The organism is Streptomyces panaciradicis (genome assembly GCF_023516615.1).
Classification (GTDB): Bacteria; Actinomycetota; Actinomycetes; order Streptomycetales; family Streptomycetaceae; genus Streptomyces; species Streptomyces panaciradicis.
Genome location: NZ_JAMGBF010000022.1, coordinates 52,009 through 68,214 on the forward strand (window position 1 = coordinate 52,009; position 16,206 = coordinate 68,214).

A 16,206-nucleotide genomic window follows, 5' to 3' on the forward strand; every position below is an offset into this window, starting at 1 on the left:
TGAGCCCCGGGGCTTCTTCGTCGGCCGGTCGCTCGCCCTCCCGTGCTGAAGTGAGGAGAGCGACCATGTACGACCACCGCCGTCTCGGCCGTGAACTGGACCTGTTCGACACCGACCCGTTGATGGGCGCGGGACTGCCGTACTGGCTGCCCGACGGGGCGATCGTGCGGCACGAGCTGGAGGAGTACGTGCGCGGCGTCGAGCGCGACGCCGGCTACCGGCACGTGTACTCGCCCGTGCTGGGCAAACGGGAGCTGTACGAGATCTCCGGGCACTGGTCCCACTACAGCGACGACATGTTCCCGCCGATGCGCCTGGGCGGCGAGGAGGTCGTGCTGCGGCCCAGTCTGTGTCCCCATCACGCGCTGATCTACCGGTCCCGGTCGCACAGTTACCGCGAACTGCCGCTGCGGATGGCCGAGGTGGGGGGCATGTATCGCGCCGAGCTGTCGGGCGTGCTCGGGGGGCTCACCCGGGTGCGGGCCGTCCAGCTCAACGACGCGCACATCTTCTGCACCGCGGATCAGGCCGTCGGGGAGGCGCGGGACGCTCTGCGGCTCATCCGGCGGGCCTATGACGATTCGGGTCTTCGGGCAGCTCGTTTTCGGCTCTCCCTGCCGGGTGAGGGCGGCAAGTACGTTGCCGGGGAGGGGATGTGGGAGCGGGCCGGCGGGCTGCTGCGGGACGTGCTGGACGCCGAGGGTCTTTCGTACGAGGCCGTCGCTGGTGAAGCCGCTTTTTACGGGCCGAAGATCGATGTGCAGGTCGTCGACTCCGCGGGGCGTGAGGCCACTCTGTCCACCGTGCAGATCGACTTCCATCAGCCCGAACGATTCGGGCTGTTCTACGTCGGCGCCGACGGGGTCAAGCACCGGCCCGTGATGGTGCACCGCAGCGTCATCGGCAGTGTGGAGCGGGCGGTCGCGCAGCTCGTCGAGGAACACGGCGGCGCGTTCCCGGTGTGGCTGGCGCCCGTGCAGCTCGTGGTGCTGCCGGTCGCGGAGGAGCAGCGGGCGCAGGCGGAGGCGCTGGTGCGGCGGGCGCTGGCGCTGGGGCTGCGGGTGGAGTCGGTGGGGCCGGAGGGCGGGAGCCTGGGGGCCCGGATCCGGGGCGCTCGGCTGGTGCCGTACCAGGCCGTGATCGGTGCCCGCGAGGCCGATGGCGGGCAGGTGGCGGTACGGCTGCGGGACGGGCGGCGGGTGGGGGTGATGCCCGGCGAGGAGCTGCTGCGGCGGATCGGGGAGCGGGTCGTGGCGCGGGGTGGGGCGTTGTGGGAAGGCGGCGCTTAGCGTCGGTGGGTGGGGCGGGGCCGCGGCGGGGGGTGTCCGTCCTCGGTCGGGCGGGGCTGTGGATGCAGATGTGCTGGTGCTTGACGCCCGACACTGCGGGCGGGCACCCCCCGCCGCGGCCCCTTCTCGCCGTCCGCGGCTGCTGCCTTCTCGGGGGCGGGCGTCGTACAGTCGCGGGTGTGGGCGGTTGTCGAGAGGAGTCGTCGTGAGCGTTCCGGTGATCATCGACTGTGACACCGGTGTCGACGACGCCCTGGCGCTGTTGTTCGCCGTGCGGCATCCCGGGCTCGATCTGCGGGCGGTGACCTGTGTCGCCGGGAACACGGACGTGGACGGTGTGGTGCGCAATACGTTGACCGTGCTGGAGCAGGCCGGGGCGCCCGACATTCCGGTCGCCCGGGGTGCCGAGCGGCCGTTGATCGAGCCCGCGCGGCCGGCCCCGGTGCACGGGGTCGACGGCATGGGCGATCTCGGGTTGCCCGTGCCCGGGCGGCGGCCGGTCGACGTCGATGCGGTGACGCTGCTGCACAGGGAGATCCTTGCCTCGCCGCGGCCGGTGACGCTGATTCCCACCGCTCCGTTGACCAACATCGCGCTGCTGCTGCGGACCCATCCCGAGGTCACCCGCAACATCGAGCGGATCGTGTTCATGGGCGGCGCGGTGGCGACCGGAAATGCCACGCCCGTCGCCGAGTTCAACGTCTGGCACGACCCCGAGGCGGCCGCGGTGCTGCTGACCGCCGGGGTGCCGATCACCATGTACGGGCTCGATGTCTTCACCCAGGTCGTCGTGCCGAGTGCGGATGTGCATCGGCTGCGGGCGAGTGAGGAGCCCGGGACCCGGCTCGCCGGTGAGCTGCTCGCCCATCGGCCCGCCCATCCCGGTGAGGCGCCCGAGGCCGAGGAGGCCGGTGGGCTCGGGGACGCCGGTGCCGTGTGCGCGGTCGTCGACCCCGCGGGGATCGGCACGCGGCTGCTTCCGGTCGAGGTCTCCCTCGCGCCGGGGCCGACGCGAGGGCAGACCGTGGTGGACCGGCGTCCGCGGCCCGGTGAGGCCGAGCACCATGAGGGCGCCCGTGAACAGGCGCTCGTGGATGTGGCGTTGGACGTGGACGTGGAGCGGTTCGTGAAGCTTTATCTGGCGACTGTGGAGCGGGGCTAGTCCGCTTCGGCCGTGCGGGCCGTCCAGCGCTGTTCCACCTTCGCCAGGCGCCAGTACGCCAGTGCGGCCGCCCATACGAGGATGAACAGCCCGACGATGACGTAGCCGATGTTGCCGACGTCGAGGCCCACCAGTTCCATCGTGCCGATGAAGAAGGCGACCACGATGGACAGGCCGGTGATGGTCAGGTTGTAGAAGACCTTGCGGACCGGGTGGGAGAACGCCCACTGGTAGGCGAAGTTCATGAACGTGCCGTCGAGGGTGTCGAACAGGCACATGCCCGCGGTGAAGAGCAGGGGCAGGCAGAGGATCGCGTACCAGGGCAGGCCCGCCGCCGCTCCGGAGCCGGCCATGACCATGAGGGTGACCTCGGTGGCCGTCTCGAAGCCGAGCCCGAACAGGAAGCCGACCGGGTACATCTGGCCGGGGCGGCTGATGGACCGGGTGAGACGGCCGAGGAAGCGGTTCATGAAACCGCGGGAGTCCAGGTGGCGTTGGAGCTCGTTCTCGTCGTACGTGCCCGCCCGCATCGCCCGGAAGACGCGCACGATGCCGACCAGGGCCACCAGGTTGAGCGCGGCGATGAGGTAGAGGAAGGCGCCCGCGACGGTCGTTCCGAGGAAGCCGAGCACCTGGTGGGTGCCGGAGTCCTGGTTGGTCACCTTGTCGGCGAGCTGCGTGCCCGCCGCGATCATCACGGCCAGCACGATCACCACGCTGGAGTGCCCCAGCGCGAACCAGAACCCGACGGACACCGGCCGTTTGCCGTCGGCCATCAGCTTGCGGGTGGTGTTGTCGATCGCGGCGATGTGGTCGGCGTCGAAGGCGTGCCGCACGCCCAGGGTGTAGGCGGTGATGCCCAGGCCGATGCCGAAGGCCTTGGAACCGACCTCGTAGTGGCCGGGAACCACCAGGAGGAAGAGGATTCCGAAGGCGACGATGTGAAGGGCGGCGATCACCGCCACCAGTCCTGCGGTCTTGACGGTGTCCTCGCGCCGCCAGCGGAAGGAGACGTCCTTGCTCTCGGGCAGGGTCATGCGATCAGCTCCAGCACCTCGTGGATCTTTCGTGAGCTGCCGTGGCCGGTCTCCTGGCTTACGGGTCGTGCGTTCCCGGATCCGCCTTCCCGGCCGTCGTACGACGGCCAGTGGCTGTCCCCTGCGGGACGTGGACCGGCAACTCCCCGATTCACAGTGGCGAGGGCCGCGTCGGCATCGCACCGACTTCCCGAGCACCACGGCCCGCCCACCGTAGGGGGTTGTCTGTATTCCTGCATAGCTGCACAGCTGGGCAGGTATGCAAGATCACACGGGGGGCTGCGAAAATGGCCTCATGCATCTCGTCCCGGCCGATCGCGCAGACCGCCGCACCATCGACGGCCACCGGGTGTGCGACGCCATCGCCGCCATCGGTGACGAGGCCCATGTCCGTGCCTGGGCCGACCGCTTCTCCCTGCTCGCCGACCCCAAGCGGCTGGCTCTGCTGCTCGCGCTGCACCGCACCGGGCCGCTGGCCGTGTCCGATCTGGCGATCGCGACGGGCATGAACGACCCGGCCGTCTCCCAGGCGCTGCGGCTGCTGCGCGCCGCCGGTGTGGTCGCCGGGGAGAAGGAGGGGCGGGTCGTGCGCTACCGGATCGTCGACGAGGACGTACGGCTGCTGCTCAAGCACTGTGCCGCCGACGCCACCTGACGGCGTGTGGACGTGACGGACGCCCCGGAGCGGGGGATCCCCGGGGCGTCCGTCGTTCGGGAGTGGTTCAGGAGCGGGCGCCGCGCCGGCGTCGGCTCGCGACGACGATCGCCGCGCCGCCGGCCAGGAGGACCGCCGCGCCGCCGGCGATCAGGCCGGAGCCGCTGCCGCCGCCGGTCTCGGCGAGGTCGCCTCCGCCGCCGTTCGGCGTGGCCGCCGGGACGCTGGTGGACGCGGACGCCTCCGGGGTGTCCGACGCCGGCATCGAGGCGCTCGGCGGCGGGGTGGGGCTCTCCTCGGCCGGGGTGGAGGGGGTCGTGGAGGGCGTGGCGGGGGGCTGCGACTCGGTGGTCGTGCAGTCCTTCGTGCCGCCGTTCCAGGACGCGATCAGCTTGTCCTTGATGACCGCGTGGTCCGGGCCGGCCGGCAGGTCGCCGTGCTCGAAGCCGTCGTTCGCGCCCTGCTTGCCGTCGAACTTCGTGGCGCCCCGGTAGAGGTCGATCTGCGCGAAGCAGCCCGCGTCCGGCACCGAGATGTCGAGGGAGTCGGTCTGGCCGGGCTTGACCGTCACCGTGTCGAAGTCGACGAAGACCTGCTCGCCCGAGGTGGCGAAGGTGGCGCCGTGGGCGAGGTAGGAGGCGAGCGAGGCGGTGCAGGTGGCGGCGTCGCCGGCGGTGCGGACCTTGATGTGGACCTTGCCGTCGTCGGTGGGCCTGAGGTTCTGGTCGTCGACCTTGACGGAGTCGAAGAAGCCGGTGCCGTCGAGGGAGAACTGGCAGCGGTCGGTCTCCGTCTTGGTGCCCGCGCCCGTGCCGGGCCGGTAGGAGCCGCCGGACTTCCAGCCGTCCCCGCCGGGGGCGCCGCCGTGCGCCCAGGCGCCGGAGGCGGCGGCGACGGTGGCGGCGCACAGGGCGAGCGACGCGGCGCCCGTTCCGAGCAGTCGGCGCGCGGTGACACGTCTCGCTATGGACATGGCGGATCCCCACTTCGGCATGTGCAGCACCCGGCGAGGGCCGCGGGCAGCGTGAGGGCATGCGGCGGCCGGCCCTGCCGGGGTGATGGTCGGAGAAACAACTGGCTCACTGGTCACATGAGCCTCAGTGCGCTCACATCGTGGATGCCGTGATCGAACACTGTCAACCTGCGGTGACGCAGCGGTAGTTCAATCTTGCATCACAATTCCGACACAAGCGGAAGGCGGCCCTTCCGCCTGTCCGGTGCTCAGCCCACGGTCGGGGTGGGGCTGGCGTTCGGGCTCTGCTCGCCCGGCAGGACCGGGGGTTGGGTAGTGCTGTCCACCGGCGGGGTGAGCACGATCTCGGGCTGGCCGGCGGCCGGGGGCGGCGGGGTCAGGTCCTTGGCGGGCAGCTTCGGCGGGGTGGTCTGCTGGAAGAGCACCTGGTCGAAGTTGACCAGACCGGTGTTCTCCATGACCGTGATGTGGTCCAGCACCGTCGCGTTGGCCTGGTCGGCCAGGGTCCGCACCACCGAGTTCGTGGTGGTGGAGCGGATCTTCGCGATGGTGTTGAAGATCGAACCGTGCGTCACGCGCAGGATGTTGGCGAAGTCGATGTCGAACTGCTTGCCACTGTCGGCCTTGAGCGTGTTGACGAACCCCACCTGCTGCGGGCTGGCCACGTTGGGGATGGTGATGTTGAGCATCCTGCTGATCTTGCGGCAGCTGGCGTCCAGCGCCGCGTGACCGTCGATGAGGTGCTTGCTGGCGGTCTTGACCGCCGCGCTCTGCCCCTTCTGCAGGCCCAGCTGGCCGACGGGGTACTCCCACAGGCCGGCCGCGCGCACCTTGACCACGAAGTCCCGGTCCTGCTCGGTCAGCGGCCCCCACTGGGTCTGCGCGATGACGTTCGTGCCCGAACTGGACACGGTGTTCACCCCGAGCATCGAGGGATAGGCGAGTGCGACAAGAGTCAGACTGAGGGCACCGCCCACGAAGAGAGTCCCCATCGCGTTCCGCGAAAAGCGCACCGTGCCTCCTGCCCCATCGGGTGTCCCGCCTTCGTGCGGCGGGGTCGGACGGAGGGGAGTACGGACGGCACAGGGTGTCGGAACCTTTTGATTTGGTAAAAACTCACGGGTGTGAGGCGGGTCATGTAGAGGTGTTCATGACATGCGTTGACGGAATGTTGACCACTTCACGGGAGAGTCGAGACGAAGCTCCGACCTAGATTCGGCCCATGCCCCCACAGCCCGCGCCCCGGGTCCCCGCGGCCCTTCCCGTCCTGCCGTACCGCAAGCCCACCAAGGGCCGCGACTACTGGGTCATCGACGACGTGCTGCCCGACGTCGACGCCGTACGCGCGCGCTGTCTGGCGAAGGACGACTGGGTCCGGGGCTACCCCTACACCTCGGAGACCTGGCCCGGGCTGCGGACGATGCCAGGGCTCGAACCCGCGGAACTCGCCCGGGTCGAGCGCCTGGTGCGGCAGGCGACCGGGGCGAAGGAGCTGTGGGTGCAGGAGGCGCCCGGCGGCGGGACCCTCAACCACAACTGCGTCCAGGTCGTCGGCGAGGGCGAGAGCGAGCCGCGTCCGCACACCGACTCGCGGGCGCTGTGCCGGTACGCGGCCGTGCTCTACCTCAACCCGGGCGTCGGCAAGGACTGCGGCACCGCCTTCTACCGGCAGTCCCTGCCCGGCGGCCGGCTCGGCGGCAACATCGTGCAGGCCCCGCACAACAACCTCGTCGAGGCCCTCGGCACGCGGTACGTGCCCGCCGACCACTTCGAGGAGGACGTACGCGTCCCGCACCGGTACAACCGGCTGCTTCTCTACAGCGCCAACCTCGTGCACAGCGCGACCGGTTACACCGGCAGGACGCTGGAGGAGAAGCGGATGACGGCGGTCTTCTTCTGGATGGCCTGAGCGGCCGGGGCGCTACCTCTGCCCCAGGCCGCCGCTGCCGAAGGAGCCGCTGGAGCCGGGCATCCAGCGCCGGCGGTGCTGATCCTTCCCGGTCCGGGTCCCCGCGTGGTGCAGCTCGTACGGCATCATGCGCTCGCCGTCCTCAGCGTGCGGGACCTCGTCCGGTTCGCGTACCTCGCGCATCTCGTGAACGGCTCCGCCCTCGGGAAGGTGGGGCTGCTCGCCCGGTGCCGGCCGCGGGAGCTCGCGGTCGCTCACCCGCATGCCGAACCAGAAGGCCCAGATCAGGGCACCGGCGATGACCAGGCCACCGACGAAGGCGCCGATCACGTTGAGTACGTCACCCGACGAGGCCGCTATTTCGAACGTCGCGGTACTCATGTACCGATTATCACCCAAACAGCCTGTTTGGCGAGGCGGAGGCGTTCCGCGGCGCCGGAGGGCGAACCGGGCGACGTCTCTTGAGGGTTACGGTTGCCGCAATCCCTGGTGTCGCCGCGGTGAGCACCGCACCATGGGCACATGACACGGGCTCAGAAGGCCATGGACCGGCTCGCGGCATGGCCCGACCTCACCCCGTGCGAGGCCGGCTGCGGAACGGGCCGGGCCTTGCGTTCGGCGCGGGACGAGATCGTGCACTTCCACTCCGGGCGGGACGTGGACCTGCACCTGACGGCCCGCGCGATCCGGCGGCTGCACCACGACTTCGCGGAGTCGTCCGCGATCCGGCTGGTGCCGGGGTCGCGCTGGGTCACCGTCCACCTCGACTGCGACGCCGACGTGGACCTGCTGCTCGGCCTCGTCAGCGTCGCCCTCAAGGCGCACGACCGGCAGGTCGGGGCGCCGGGCACGGACCCCCTGCCGGAGGCCGTGTGCAACTTCCGCCGGGTGACGGTGCTGCAGCGCGGTGAGGGCGGCGAGGGCTGAGTCCCACCCGCACGAAATCTCCCCATCACCCGAAACTCGCTCCACGACTGTCACAGGCATGACATACGCTGCTGACAGCAGCCGCGCCCCGTGCGCCACCGCCGTCGAGCGGTCGTGCCCGGGCGCCGCGCGGCGCTTTCGACCACCCGGTGCCACACCGGGTTCTCTCGTGGGGGTATCAGTACTGTGCGCAGGCGCAGCATCTCGACCGCGACGGCGCTCGCGGTCCTCTTCGGCTCGGCGGCGCTCGCCGTCGGCGTGGCGGGACCGGCCGCGGCCGACTCCGCAAAGATCCTGCCGGTGAAGTCGGTCGGCGACATGGTCGTCGACGGCGTCCACAAGGTGGTGTACATCTCCGACCCGGTCGGCGGGAAGATCCTCGTCGCCGACTACTCCGGCACGGTCCGGGCGACCCTGGGCAGCGAGCCCGGCGTGACCGGCCTCGCGCTGTCGGCCGACTCCGGCACGCTGTACGCCGCGGTCAAGGGCGAGAACCGGATCGTCACCGTGGACACGCAGACGGTGACCCCGGCCCTGAGCTACTCGCTGGGCACGGCCGCGCCGCGCGACCTGGAGGTCGTGGACGGCCGGATCTGGTTCTCCTACGACTCCGACCTCGGCTTCGTCGACCCCGCCGGCGGCGAGTCGGCGGTCCACCTCGACCAGGCGCCGGGCGATCTGTCGGGCCAGGTGCACCTGGGCGCCGACCCGTCCGCACCGGGCGTCCTGGCGGCCGGCGACGGCAGCACGCTGGCCGTGTACGACGTCTCGGCCGACGGCGCGAAGCTGCGGGTCAAGGGCGGCCTCGACTCCGGCGGCAAGCAGGTCGACATCACGCCCGACGGCAAGCAGGTCCTGACCTCCTGGGGCAGCGGCTACGGCTTCCCGGCGTACTCGACCACCGATCTGAGCAAGGTGAGGGACTACCCGGGCAACGCCTACCCGAACGCGGTGAGCGTCGCCCCCGACGGCTCGGTCGCCGGCGGCTCCTTCTCCTGGTACGACCCCGACGTGCACGTCTTCCGCCCCGGTGGCAGCAAGCCGGTGCGCGAGTACGACTTCCCCAACACCGGCAACAGCAGCGGCTCCGACACCCTCGTGGACGCGGCTCTGGCCTGGGCGCCGGACAGCAGCAGGCTCTTCGCCGTCTCCGAGAACGACGGCGGGGTCTACACCCTGCGGGCGCTGACCGACCCCACCAAGGAGCTGCCCACCCTGAAGGTGTCGGCCCCCGCCAAGGCGGACCGCGCCAAGAAGCTCACCGTCACCGGCAGGCTGACGTCGGTGACGGCCCTCCCGGCCGGCACGAGCCTGAAGGTCACCCGTACCGACCTGGACTCGCCGGACGGCAAGGCGCTGGCCGCCGTCGCGACCAAGGCCGACGGCAGCTTCTCCTTCACCGACACCCCGCCGGCCGGCGGCAAGGTCACCTACAAGGTGTCCTTCGCGGGCGACGCGACCCACACGGCCGCCTCCGGCTCCGACGCGGTCGAGGTCTCGCGCGCCACGCCCGCGCTGACGCTGAACAACAACGGCAAGCTGTACGCGTACGGCAAGGACGTGAAGTTCACCGCGCACCTCGGCACGACGTACAAGAACCGCACGGTCGAGATCTGGGCCAACCCCTTCGGCGGCGACAAGCCCAACAAGCTCGTCAGGTCCGGCCGGGTCGACTCGCACGGCAACTTCTCCGGCACGGTCGACATGACCCGGGACACCGACGTCACGGCCGTCTTCAAGGGCGACGCCCGCTACAAGCCCAGGACCGTCAAGGTCACGGCATACGCCAAGGTGAACGTCTCCACGGCGGTCACCAAGCACTACAAGAAGGCCAAGATCGGCTCGCGCACGTACTACTGGTTCCACAAGAACACGTCGCCGGTCGTCACCACGAGCATGACCTACTACCCGGGCCGCGAGCAGCGCCTGGAGCTGGAGGTCTACTACGCCGGCCAGTGGTACCCGGTCGACGGCAGCCCCCAGTACTTCGCACTGGGCTCGAACGGCAAGTCGGCCGTGAGCCTGGGCGCCGCGGGCGAGTCCGGCATCAAGGCCCGTGTGCGGGCGGCGTACATCAACGGCTCGTCGGGTGACACCGTCAACAGCTCGACGTACACCGGGTGGAAGTACATCTACTTCTCCAACTAGCCCCGCGGAGTGTCCTCCTGGTGGTCGTGAGCCGGGGTCCGGGAGAATGCCCTGGTGAGCGACCACATAGCGACACCACCCCCCACGTCCCCTCCCGCGCTGCGCCCGGTCCGCACCCTGGCCCGGCTGACCGCCGTCGCGCTCGGCCTGGCCGGTGCGGCCTGGGCGCTGCGGGCCGTCTGGGAGATCCGGCTGGCCGTGACGGGGGAGCCGGCCTCGGGCCCGCCGGACCAGGGCGGCGGCGAACACCGCCAGCTGACCTCGCTGGAGAACGGCTACCACCTGATCAGCAGCGCGGGCGGGATCACCGCGTTGATCTGCGCGATCCTCTTCGTCGTCTGGCTGGACAACGTGCGGGACAACGCGCGCGAACTGTCCGGCACACCGCCGCGCTACTCCGGATTCTGGCTCTACGCGGGCTGGTTGATCCCCCTCGCCAACCTGTGGATCCCGCGCCGCATCGTCGCCGACGCCCACCAGGACAGCGCCCCCGGCGAGCGTCTGCCGCGCTCGGTGAACGTGTGGTGGGCGCTGTGGCTGCTCGGCATGTTCGGCGGCGTGGGCCTGATGTACGCCGACGACACGGACGAGGTCATCGGCCGCGCCTACACGGACGTGTGGATGCTGCTGGCGGCCGACGCCGCCGTCGTCGGTGCGGCGGTGGCCGGCATCCTCGTCGTCCGCGCCGTCACCGCCGTACAACTGCGGTACGTGGACGGCGGGTTGCGGTCCGGCGAGTAGCCGGCGGGCCGCTCAGCTCACGCACACCAGGCCGAGCAGGCAGATCCCGGACGGGGACGTCGACGCCGTCGACGTGTCCGAGCCGGAGGTGCTCGTGGACGGGGAGGTCCCGGAGGTGTCCGAGCCTCCCGAGGCGGACGTCGAGGACGACGAGGTCGACGAGGACGACGTCGAGTCCGACGACGAGGCCGGGGCCGACGCCGTGCTGCCGCCGGCCGTCGAGGACGTCGACGACCCGCCCGACGTCGTGCCGGAGCCGCCGCCCGCCACCGTGGAGGTCTGCTGCGGGGAGCCGGCCGTGGTCTTCGCCGACGTCGTGCCGGAACCCGTCCAGGGCTGCGTGCGCGCCGAGTCGGTGTGGGCCGAGGTGCCCGAACGCTCCTGCGTGACGCCGCCGTTGGTGGCCGCCCCGGAGGCCGGGGTGCCGGTCTTGCGGTGCTTGCCCGTGCCGGCCGGGGGCAGGACGACGGTCCCCTGGTCGGCGGTCTCCGCCACGCCCATGCTCGTGACGTCCGGCGTCTGCGCGGCCTGGGTCTGCTGCCCGGACCCGCCGCGGTTCATCGCGGACACGGTCAGCCCGCCACCGACGAGCGCGACGGCGGTCGCCACGACGGCCCGCCGCTGGTTCTTCCTCCACCGCTCCCGCTGCCGGCGCCGCGCGGCCCTGCCCTCCTGGGTGGGCGCCGGGTCCTCGACGTCGGCGTCGGCGCCGAAGGGCTCCGGCTCGTCGTACGAGGCGGCGGGAGCCGGGTGCTCCCGCACCGGCTCCGGCCACGCGGCCGTGGCGGCGGGAGCGGCGACGGCACGGCCGCCGTCGGTCAGCGGCGCGATGTCCGGGGCGTAGGCGCCACAACCGGGGCACACCAGGGCGCCGTTGAGGTGCCGGCGGCACGAGGAGCAGTAGTCCATCCGCTGTCATCCTGACGGTTCGGCGTGTCGCTGTTCGACTTTTCGCATGGGGGGTCGAGCGGCCAGCAACGGTAACGACGGTTTCGAAAGACTGTGTGGGCCCTGTGTGGTGCTCCTGCGCGGGTTCTCTTCACACTCCCCACCCGGTGGGTGAACGGCCTGGTCAGCACGGGCGGCCGGGGACGCGATACGGGCCTGTGGCCTTGATCACTCGCCGGGGCGGTGGTGCTGTCCCCCGCGCCTCGGTGGCGCTGACACCACCGGCGAACCGGCTGGCAGCCGGAGTGATCGCGGCAGGGCGCGTGCCTAGCGTGGTGAGGCATGGCCACCCCCCTCAGCACCTTCATGCCGGGCAGACGCGCAGCCGCGGCGGCCCTGCTGGCCGCCCTCGTCGGGACCGTCGCTCCGGCGGCCGCCGCCCAGTCGCCGCCCGCGGCCGGGCAGCGCGCCGACTGCGGCGGACACGGCGAGCTGCGCCGGGCGCTGCGCGTGCTCACCGACCGCGACGGGATCGCCGGGGCGGCGGTCCAGGTCACCGACCCGGCGGCCGCGGACCCGTCGTGCGTCCGCTTCACCGCCGCCGAAGGCACCGCCGACCTGCGCACCGGACGCCCCATGAACGCCACGGACCGGCTGCGCGCCGGCAGCGTCACCAAGACCTTCACCGCGACCGTCGTGCTGCAACTCGCCGCCGAGCGGCGGCTGTCGCTCGACGCGTCCGTCGACCACTACCTGCCGGGCCTGATCCGCGAGAACGGCTACGACGGCCGCCGGATCACCGTGCGGCAGCTGCTGCGGCACACCAGCGGGCTGCCGGACTACCTCGACGCCCCCGAGTTCGAGCACCTCGACCGTCTGCGCGACCGCCACTTCGAGCCGCGCGAGCTCGTCGTCCGCGCCCTCCGGCTGCCGCACCCGAGCACCCGGTGGTACTACGCCACCACCAACTACCAGGTGGCGGGCCTGATCATCCGGAAGGTCACCGGCCACTCGCCCGAGTCGGAGATCACCCGCCGGGTGATCCGGCCGCTGCGACTGCGGGACACGTACTGGCCCGGGGACGACCCCCGCGTCCAAGGCCCGCACTCGCACAGCTACTTCACGCCGGAGGAGGGCGGGACCCGCGTCGACGGCACCGACTGGAACATGACCTTCGCCGGTGTCGGCGGCGCCCTGGTCTCCACCCCGGCCGACCTCACCCGGTTCACCACCGCGCTGCTCGGCGGCCGGCTGCTGCCCGCGGCCCAACTCGCCCAGATGCGGCGGACGGTGGCCGCCGACCCCGACCGGTTGTGGCCCGGCGCCCGCTACGGACTGGGCCTGATCTCCACACCGCTGCGCTGCGGCGGCCTGTGGTGGGGCCATGCCGGGACCGTGCCGGGCGGCCACCGGGCCCTGACGGCCGTGGGCCCCGGCGGGCGCAGCGTCGCCGTCGCGCTCAACCAGGTACCGGACTCGTTCGAGGCCGAGCAGCACTTCCAGGACGTCGTCCAGGCCGCCCTGTGCGAGGACCGCCACACCGGGACGCGGACGGCACCGACCACCGAAGGGACGACTTCATGAACCGCGCCGCAGCCTCCTTACGGCGGAGCACGGCCGGAAGGGCCGTGTTCGGCCTGGCCGCCGCCGCCCTCGCCACCACCCTCCTGCCCGCCGCCGCCCGCCCGGCCGCGGCGGCCCCCGGCCCCCTCGCCCGCTACGAGCATCAGCACCTGACCTGGAAGAGCTGCCTGCGCGGCCCCGACGACGCGCTGGGCAAGGAGCTGGAGCAGGCGGGCGCCCGGTGCGCCGACGTGACGGTCCCGCTGGACTACACCAGCCCCGGCGGCCGTACGGTCACCGTCGCGATCTCCCGGATCCGCGCCACCGACCGCGCCCACCGCGTCGGCGCGCTGCTGCTCAACAGCGGCGGCCCCGGCGGGCAGACGATCGGCGACCCGCCCTGGGTGCGCAAGGCGATGAAGGACGTCGGCAAGCGGTACGACATCGTGGGCGTCGATCCCCGGTTCGTCGGCCGCAGCACCGCGCTGGACTGCCACTGGCCGACCGGATCGGCGTTCCGCTCGGCGGGCGTCGACCGGGCCGGCTTCGAGCGCACGGCCGCGTTCTCGGCGGAACTGGCCCGGCGCTGCCGGACGTACGCCGGGGACCTGCTGCCGCACGCCACCACCCGCAACACCGCGCGCGACATGGACGTCGTGCGGGCCGCGCTCGGCGAGCGGCGGATCTCCTACCTGGGCTACTCCTACGGCACGTACCTCGGCCAGGTGTACGCCTCGATGTTCCCCGGCCGCACCGACCGGGTCGTGCTTGACGGCGTGATCTCCCCCGACCGGTACGGTCCCCGGCTGCTGCGCGGCGTGGCGCCGGCCAACCGGCACGCCCTGGAGGGCTGGGCGTCCTGGGCGGCCGCCCGCGACGCCACGTACGGCCTGGGCCGCACCCGGGGCCGGGTGCTGGCCGCGGTGGACCGCGTGCAGGCGGCCGCCGCCCGCACCCCGCTGCGCGTCGGTGCCCACCGGGTCGACGAGCACGTGGTGCCCGTCCTCGTCCTCAACGGCCTCTCGCAGGACAACGCCTCCGCGTACGGCGACCTCGCCCAGGGCGTACGGGACCTGCTGCGCGCGGCGGACGGCGGGCGGGTCCCCACCCCGTCGCCGTGGCTGGCCGACGCGCTCGCGTTCACGCTGACCGGGACCGAGTCGGCCTACGGCAGCGCCCAGACGTCGATCCTGTGCGGTGACGTGGCCGCCCCGCGCGATGCGGAGGTCTACTGGCGCGACGTCCAGCGCGCCCGCGCGCAGGACCCGTTCTTCGGTCCCGTCGCCGGCGACATCAACGCCTGCGCCTACTGGGACGCGCCCCGCGAGCGGCCCACGGCCGTGCGGGCCGACCTCCCGGCGCTGCTGGTCAACGCCACCGGGGACCCGCGCACCACCTACGACGGCGCCCAGGAGGTGCGCCGCATGTGGCCCTCCTCGCGCCTGGTCACCCTGCGCGGCGCGGACCAGCACGCGGTGTTCGGCGTCTACGGCAGCGCCTGCGCCGACGCGGCGGTCGACCGCTACCTCGCCACCGGGCGGCTGCCGGAGCGGGATGTCACCTGTCAGGCGCCGCCGAGGTAGGGTCGGCCACCGCTCCGCCACAACCACCCGAAATTACCGACGGGTTGGGGAGATTCCGTGGAACTGTCGAAAGGACAACCGGATGTCTTGACGTGACCCGCGGGCGCCGTTTGGCTACTCAGCTACCCGATGGCCCTTTTGCACCTCGCCCGCTCGCCCGGAAGGCACCCGTACGTGAACGCTCCAACCCCCCGCAGATCCACTGCCGTTCGGCTCGCCCTGCCGCTCGCCGCCGCCGCCTCGGCCCTCTCGCTCACCGCGTGCGGTGCGATCGACGCCGTGGACGGCGGTGACAGCTCGGCCGCTCCGAACCGGCGCAAGGACATCAAGGTGGGGCTGCTGCTGCCGGACAAGGAGACCGCGCGGTTCGAGAAGTTCGACTACCCGCTGTTCAAGCAGCGCGTGGCCGCCCTCACCGACGGCAAGGGCCAGGTCGTCTACGAGAACGCCGAGGCGAGCGCGGCCAAGCAGAGCAGGCAGTTCGCGGACCTGGTCGACCGCAAGGTGGACGTGATCGTGGTGGACGCGGTCGACTCCACGTCCATCGCCACGGGTGTGCGCAAGGCCAAGGACGCCGGCATCCCGGTGATCGCCTACGACCGCCTCGCGCGGGGTCCGATCGACGCCTACATCTCGCACGACAACGAACTCGTCGGCGAGGTGCAGGGGCGGTCGATCATCGAGGCCCTGGGCGACAAGGCCGGCTCCGGCAAGATCGTGATGATCAACGGGTCGCCCGCCGACCCCAACTCCGCCCTGTTCAAGGCCGGGGCGCTGAGCGAGCTGAAGGGGCGGGTGGTCATAGCCAAGTCGTACGACGTCGACGAGTGGCTGCCCGCCACGGCCAAGGCCGACATGCGCAAGGCCGTCCAGTCGGTCGGGCTGAACGGCATCGCCGCCGTCTACGTGGCCAACGACGGTATGGCGGGGGCCGCCATCGACGCCCTGAAGGAGGCCGGGGCCACCAAGCTGCCGCCGGTCACCGGGCAGGACGCCAACCTGGACGCGGTGCAGCGGATCGTCGCCGGCGAGCAGAGCATGACCGTCTACAAGTCCTTCCTGCTGGAGGCGACGAACGCGGCGGAGATGGCGGTGGCCAAGGTGCAGGACCGCAGCATCGCCTTCGACGCGCTGACGCAGGACTCGGTGGACAGCCCGACGAAGAAGGGCATCCCGGCGATGCTCGTGCCGGTGGTCGCCCTCACCAAGGACAACATCAAGGACACGGTGATCAAGGACGGCGTCTACACCGTGAAGGACATCTGCACGCCGAAGTACGCGGCGGACTGTGCGGCCGTCGGGCTGAAGTAGGCCTGCTCCCGGGGCTGGAG

The 16,206-nt window shown here is 71.8% G+C and carries 15 protein-coding genes and 1 riboswitch; of the genes, 10 read left to right on the forward strand and 5 right to left on the reverse strand.

The window, feature by feature from the left end; all coding sequences use genetic code 11:
* The first annotated feature begins 50 nt into the window (after positions 1-50).
* A complete protein-coding gene (gene thrS, locus M8J74_RS09800; RefSeq protein ID WP_308406029.1) occupies positions 51-1,289 on the forward strand; it encodes a threonine--tRNA ligase in 1,239 nt (412 codons plus the stop codon).
* Between the two features lie 205 nt (positions 1,290-1,494).
* The gene (locus tag M8J74_RS09805; protein ID WP_249836001.1) at positions 1,495-2,451 is read left to right on the forward strand and encodes a nucleoside hydrolase; all 957 of its coding nucleotides are present in this window, start codon (positions 1,495-1,497) and stop codon (positions 2,449-2,451) included.
* On the opposite strand, the gene nicT is transcribed toward M8J74_RS09805, so the two are convergent.
* On the reverse strand, positions 2,448-3,488 hold the full coding sequence (gene nicT, locus M8J74_RS09810) for a Nickel transporter NicT (protein WP_249836002.1): 1,041 nt from the start codon (positions 3,486-3,488) through the stop codon (positions 2,448-2,450). The two genes, M8J74_RS09805 and nicT, sit on opposite strands and share 4 nt — an antisense overlap.
* 26 nt (positions 3,489-3,514) lie before the next feature.
* Positions 3,515-3,705, reverse strand: a riboswitch (cobalamin riboswitch).
* Positions 3,706-3,783: 78 nt separating this feature from the next.
* Between nicT and M8J74_RS09815 the strand changes: the two genes are divergently transcribed.
* Positions 3,784-4,143, forward strand: coding sequence for an ArsR/SmtB family transcription factor (locus tag M8J74_RS09815; RefSeq protein ID WP_249836003.1), 360 nt, complete (start codon positions 3,784-3,786; stop codon positions 4,141-4,143).
* A 67-nt stretch (positions 4,144-4,210) separates the two neighbouring features.
* Here the strand turns inward: M8J74_RS09815 and M8J74_RS09820 are convergent, their stop codons facing one another.
* Positions 4,211-5,116 (reverse strand): LAETG motif-containing sortase-dependent surface protein, encoded by a 906-nt coding sequence (locus M8J74_RS09820; protein WP_249836004.1) that lies wholly within the window; start codon positions 5,114-5,116, stop codon positions 4,211-4,213.
* Between the two features lie 248 nt (positions 5,117-5,364).
* Complete coding sequence (locus tag M8J74_RS09825; RefSeq protein ID WP_249836005.1) at positions 5,365-6,108, reverse strand: DUF4142 domain-containing protein; 744 nt, start codon at positions 6,106-6,108, stop codon at positions 5,365-5,367.
* A 230-nt stretch (positions 6,109-6,338) separates the two neighbouring features.
* On the opposite strand from M8J74_RS09825, the gene M8J74_RS09830 reads away from it, so the two are divergent.
* Positions 6,339-7,025: a DUF6445 family protein gene (locus tag M8J74_RS09830; RefSeq protein ID WP_249836006.1), complete on the forward strand. Its 687-nt coding sequence runs from the start codon at positions 6,339-6,341 to the stop codon at positions 7,023-7,025.
* Between the two features lie 12 nt (positions 7,026-7,037).
* Here M8J74_RS09830 and M8J74_RS09835 read toward each other — a convergent pair whose 3' ends face one another.
* The gene (locus M8J74_RS09835) at positions 7,038-7,406 is read right to left on the reverse strand and encodes a DUF6479 family protein (RefSeq protein ID WP_249836007.1); all 369 of its coding nucleotides are present in this window, start codon (positions 7,404-7,406) and stop codon (positions 7,038-7,040) included.
* Positions 7,407-7,547: 141 nt separating this feature from the next.
* Between M8J74_RS09835 and M8J74_RS09840 the strand changes: the two genes are divergently transcribed.
* The 3 genes from M8J74_RS09840 (at position 7,548) to M8J74_RS09850 (ending at position 10,841) form a co-directional block, all read left to right on the forward strand.
* A complete protein-coding gene (locus tag M8J74_RS09840; RefSeq protein ID WP_249836008.1) occupies positions 7,548-7,952 on the forward strand; it encodes a luciferase domain-containing protein in 405 nt (134 codons plus the stop codon).
* A gap of 186 nt (positions 7,953-8,138) precedes the next feature.
* Complete coding sequence (locus M8J74_RS09845; protein ID WP_249836009.1) at positions 8,139-10,100, forward strand: WD40 repeat domain-containing protein; 1,962 nt, start codon at positions 8,139-8,141, stop codon at positions 10,098-10,100.
* 54 nt (positions 10,101-10,154) lie between these two features.
* The gene (locus M8J74_RS09850) at positions 10,155-10,841 is read left to right on the forward strand and encodes a DUF4328 domain-containing protein (RefSeq protein WP_249836010.1); all 687 of its coding nucleotides are present in this window, start codon (positions 10,155-10,157) and stop codon (positions 10,839-10,841) included.
* Between the two features lie 12 nt (positions 10,842-10,853).
* On the opposite strand, the gene M8J74_RS09855 is transcribed toward M8J74_RS09850, so the two are convergent.
* The gene (locus M8J74_RS09855) at positions 10,854-11,750 is read right to left on the reverse strand and encodes an SCO2400 family protein (protein WP_249836011.1); all 897 of its coding nucleotides are present in this window, start codon (positions 11,748-11,750) and stop codon (positions 10,854-10,856) included.
* 321 nt (positions 11,751-12,071) lie between these two features.
* Here M8J74_RS09855 and M8J74_RS09860 point away from each other — a divergent pair, with 321 nt between their 5' ends.
* From M8J74_RS09860 to M8J74_RS09870, 3 genes are all read left to right on the forward strand, one after another.
* Positions 12,072-13,313: a serine hydrolase domain-containing protein gene (locus M8J74_RS09860; protein ID WP_249836012.1), complete on the forward strand. Its 1,242-nt coding sequence runs from the start codon at positions 12,072-12,074 to the stop codon at positions 13,311-13,313.
* Positions 13,310-14,875, forward strand: a complete 1,566-nt coding sequence (locus M8J74_RS09865) for an alpha/beta hydrolase (protein WP_249836013.1) — start codon at positions 13,310-13,312, stop codon at positions 14,873-14,875. The genes M8J74_RS09860 and M8J74_RS09865 overlap by 4 nt, the downstream gene beginning before the upstream one ends.
* Before the next feature lie 174 nt (positions 14,876-15,049).
* Complete coding sequence (locus M8J74_RS09870; RefSeq protein ID WP_249836014.1) at positions 15,050-16,186, forward strand: sugar ABC transporter substrate-binding protein; 1,137 nt, start codon at positions 15,050-15,052, stop codon at positions 16,184-16,186.
* The last annotated feature ends 20 nt before the right edge of the window (positions 16,187-16,206 follow it).

Excerpts from the sequence above, each read along its gene's own strand:
- nicT (WP_249836002.1), bottom strand. The coding sequence starts at position 3,488 with ATGACCCTGCCCGAGAGCAAGGACGTCTCCTTCCGCTGGCGGCGCGAG.
- M8J74_RS09815 (WP_249836003.1), top strand. The coding sequence starts at position 3,784 with ATGCATCTCGTCCCGGCCGATCGCGCAGACCGCCGCACCATCGACGGC.
- M8J74_RS09820 (WP_249836004.1), bottom strand. The coding sequence starts at position 5,116 with ATGTCCATAGCGAGACGTGTCACCGCGCGCCGACTGCTCGGAACGGGC.
- M8J74_RS09825 (WP_249836005.1), bottom strand. The coding sequence starts at position 6,108 with ATGGGGACTCTCTTCGTGGGCGGTGCCCTCAGTCTGACTCTTGTCGCA.
- M8J74_RS09830 (WP_249836006.1), top strand. The coding sequence starts at position 6,339 with ATGCCCCCACAGCCCGCGCCCCGGGTCCCCGCGGCCCTTCCCGTCCTG.
- M8J74_RS09835 (WP_249836007.1), bottom strand. The coding sequence starts at position 7,406 with ATGAGTACCGCGACGTTCGAAATAGCGGCCTCGTCGGGTGACGTACTC.
- M8J74_RS09840 (WP_249836008.1), top strand. The coding sequence starts at position 7,548 with ATGACACGGGCTCAGAAGGCCATGGACCGGCTCGCGGCATGGCCCGAC.
- M8J74_RS09855 (WP_249836011.1), bottom strand. The coding sequence starts at position 11,750 with ATGGACTACTGCTCCTCGTGCCGCCGGCACCTCAACGGCGCCCTGGTG.
- M8J74_RS09860 (WP_249836012.1), top strand. The coding sequence starts at position 12,072 with ATGGCCACCCCCCTCAGCACCTTCATGCCGGGCAGACGCGCAGCCGCG.
- M8J74_RS09865 (WP_249836013.1), top strand. The coding sequence starts at position 13,310 with ATGAACCGCGCCGCAGCCTCCTTACGGCGGAGCACGGCCGGAAGGGCC.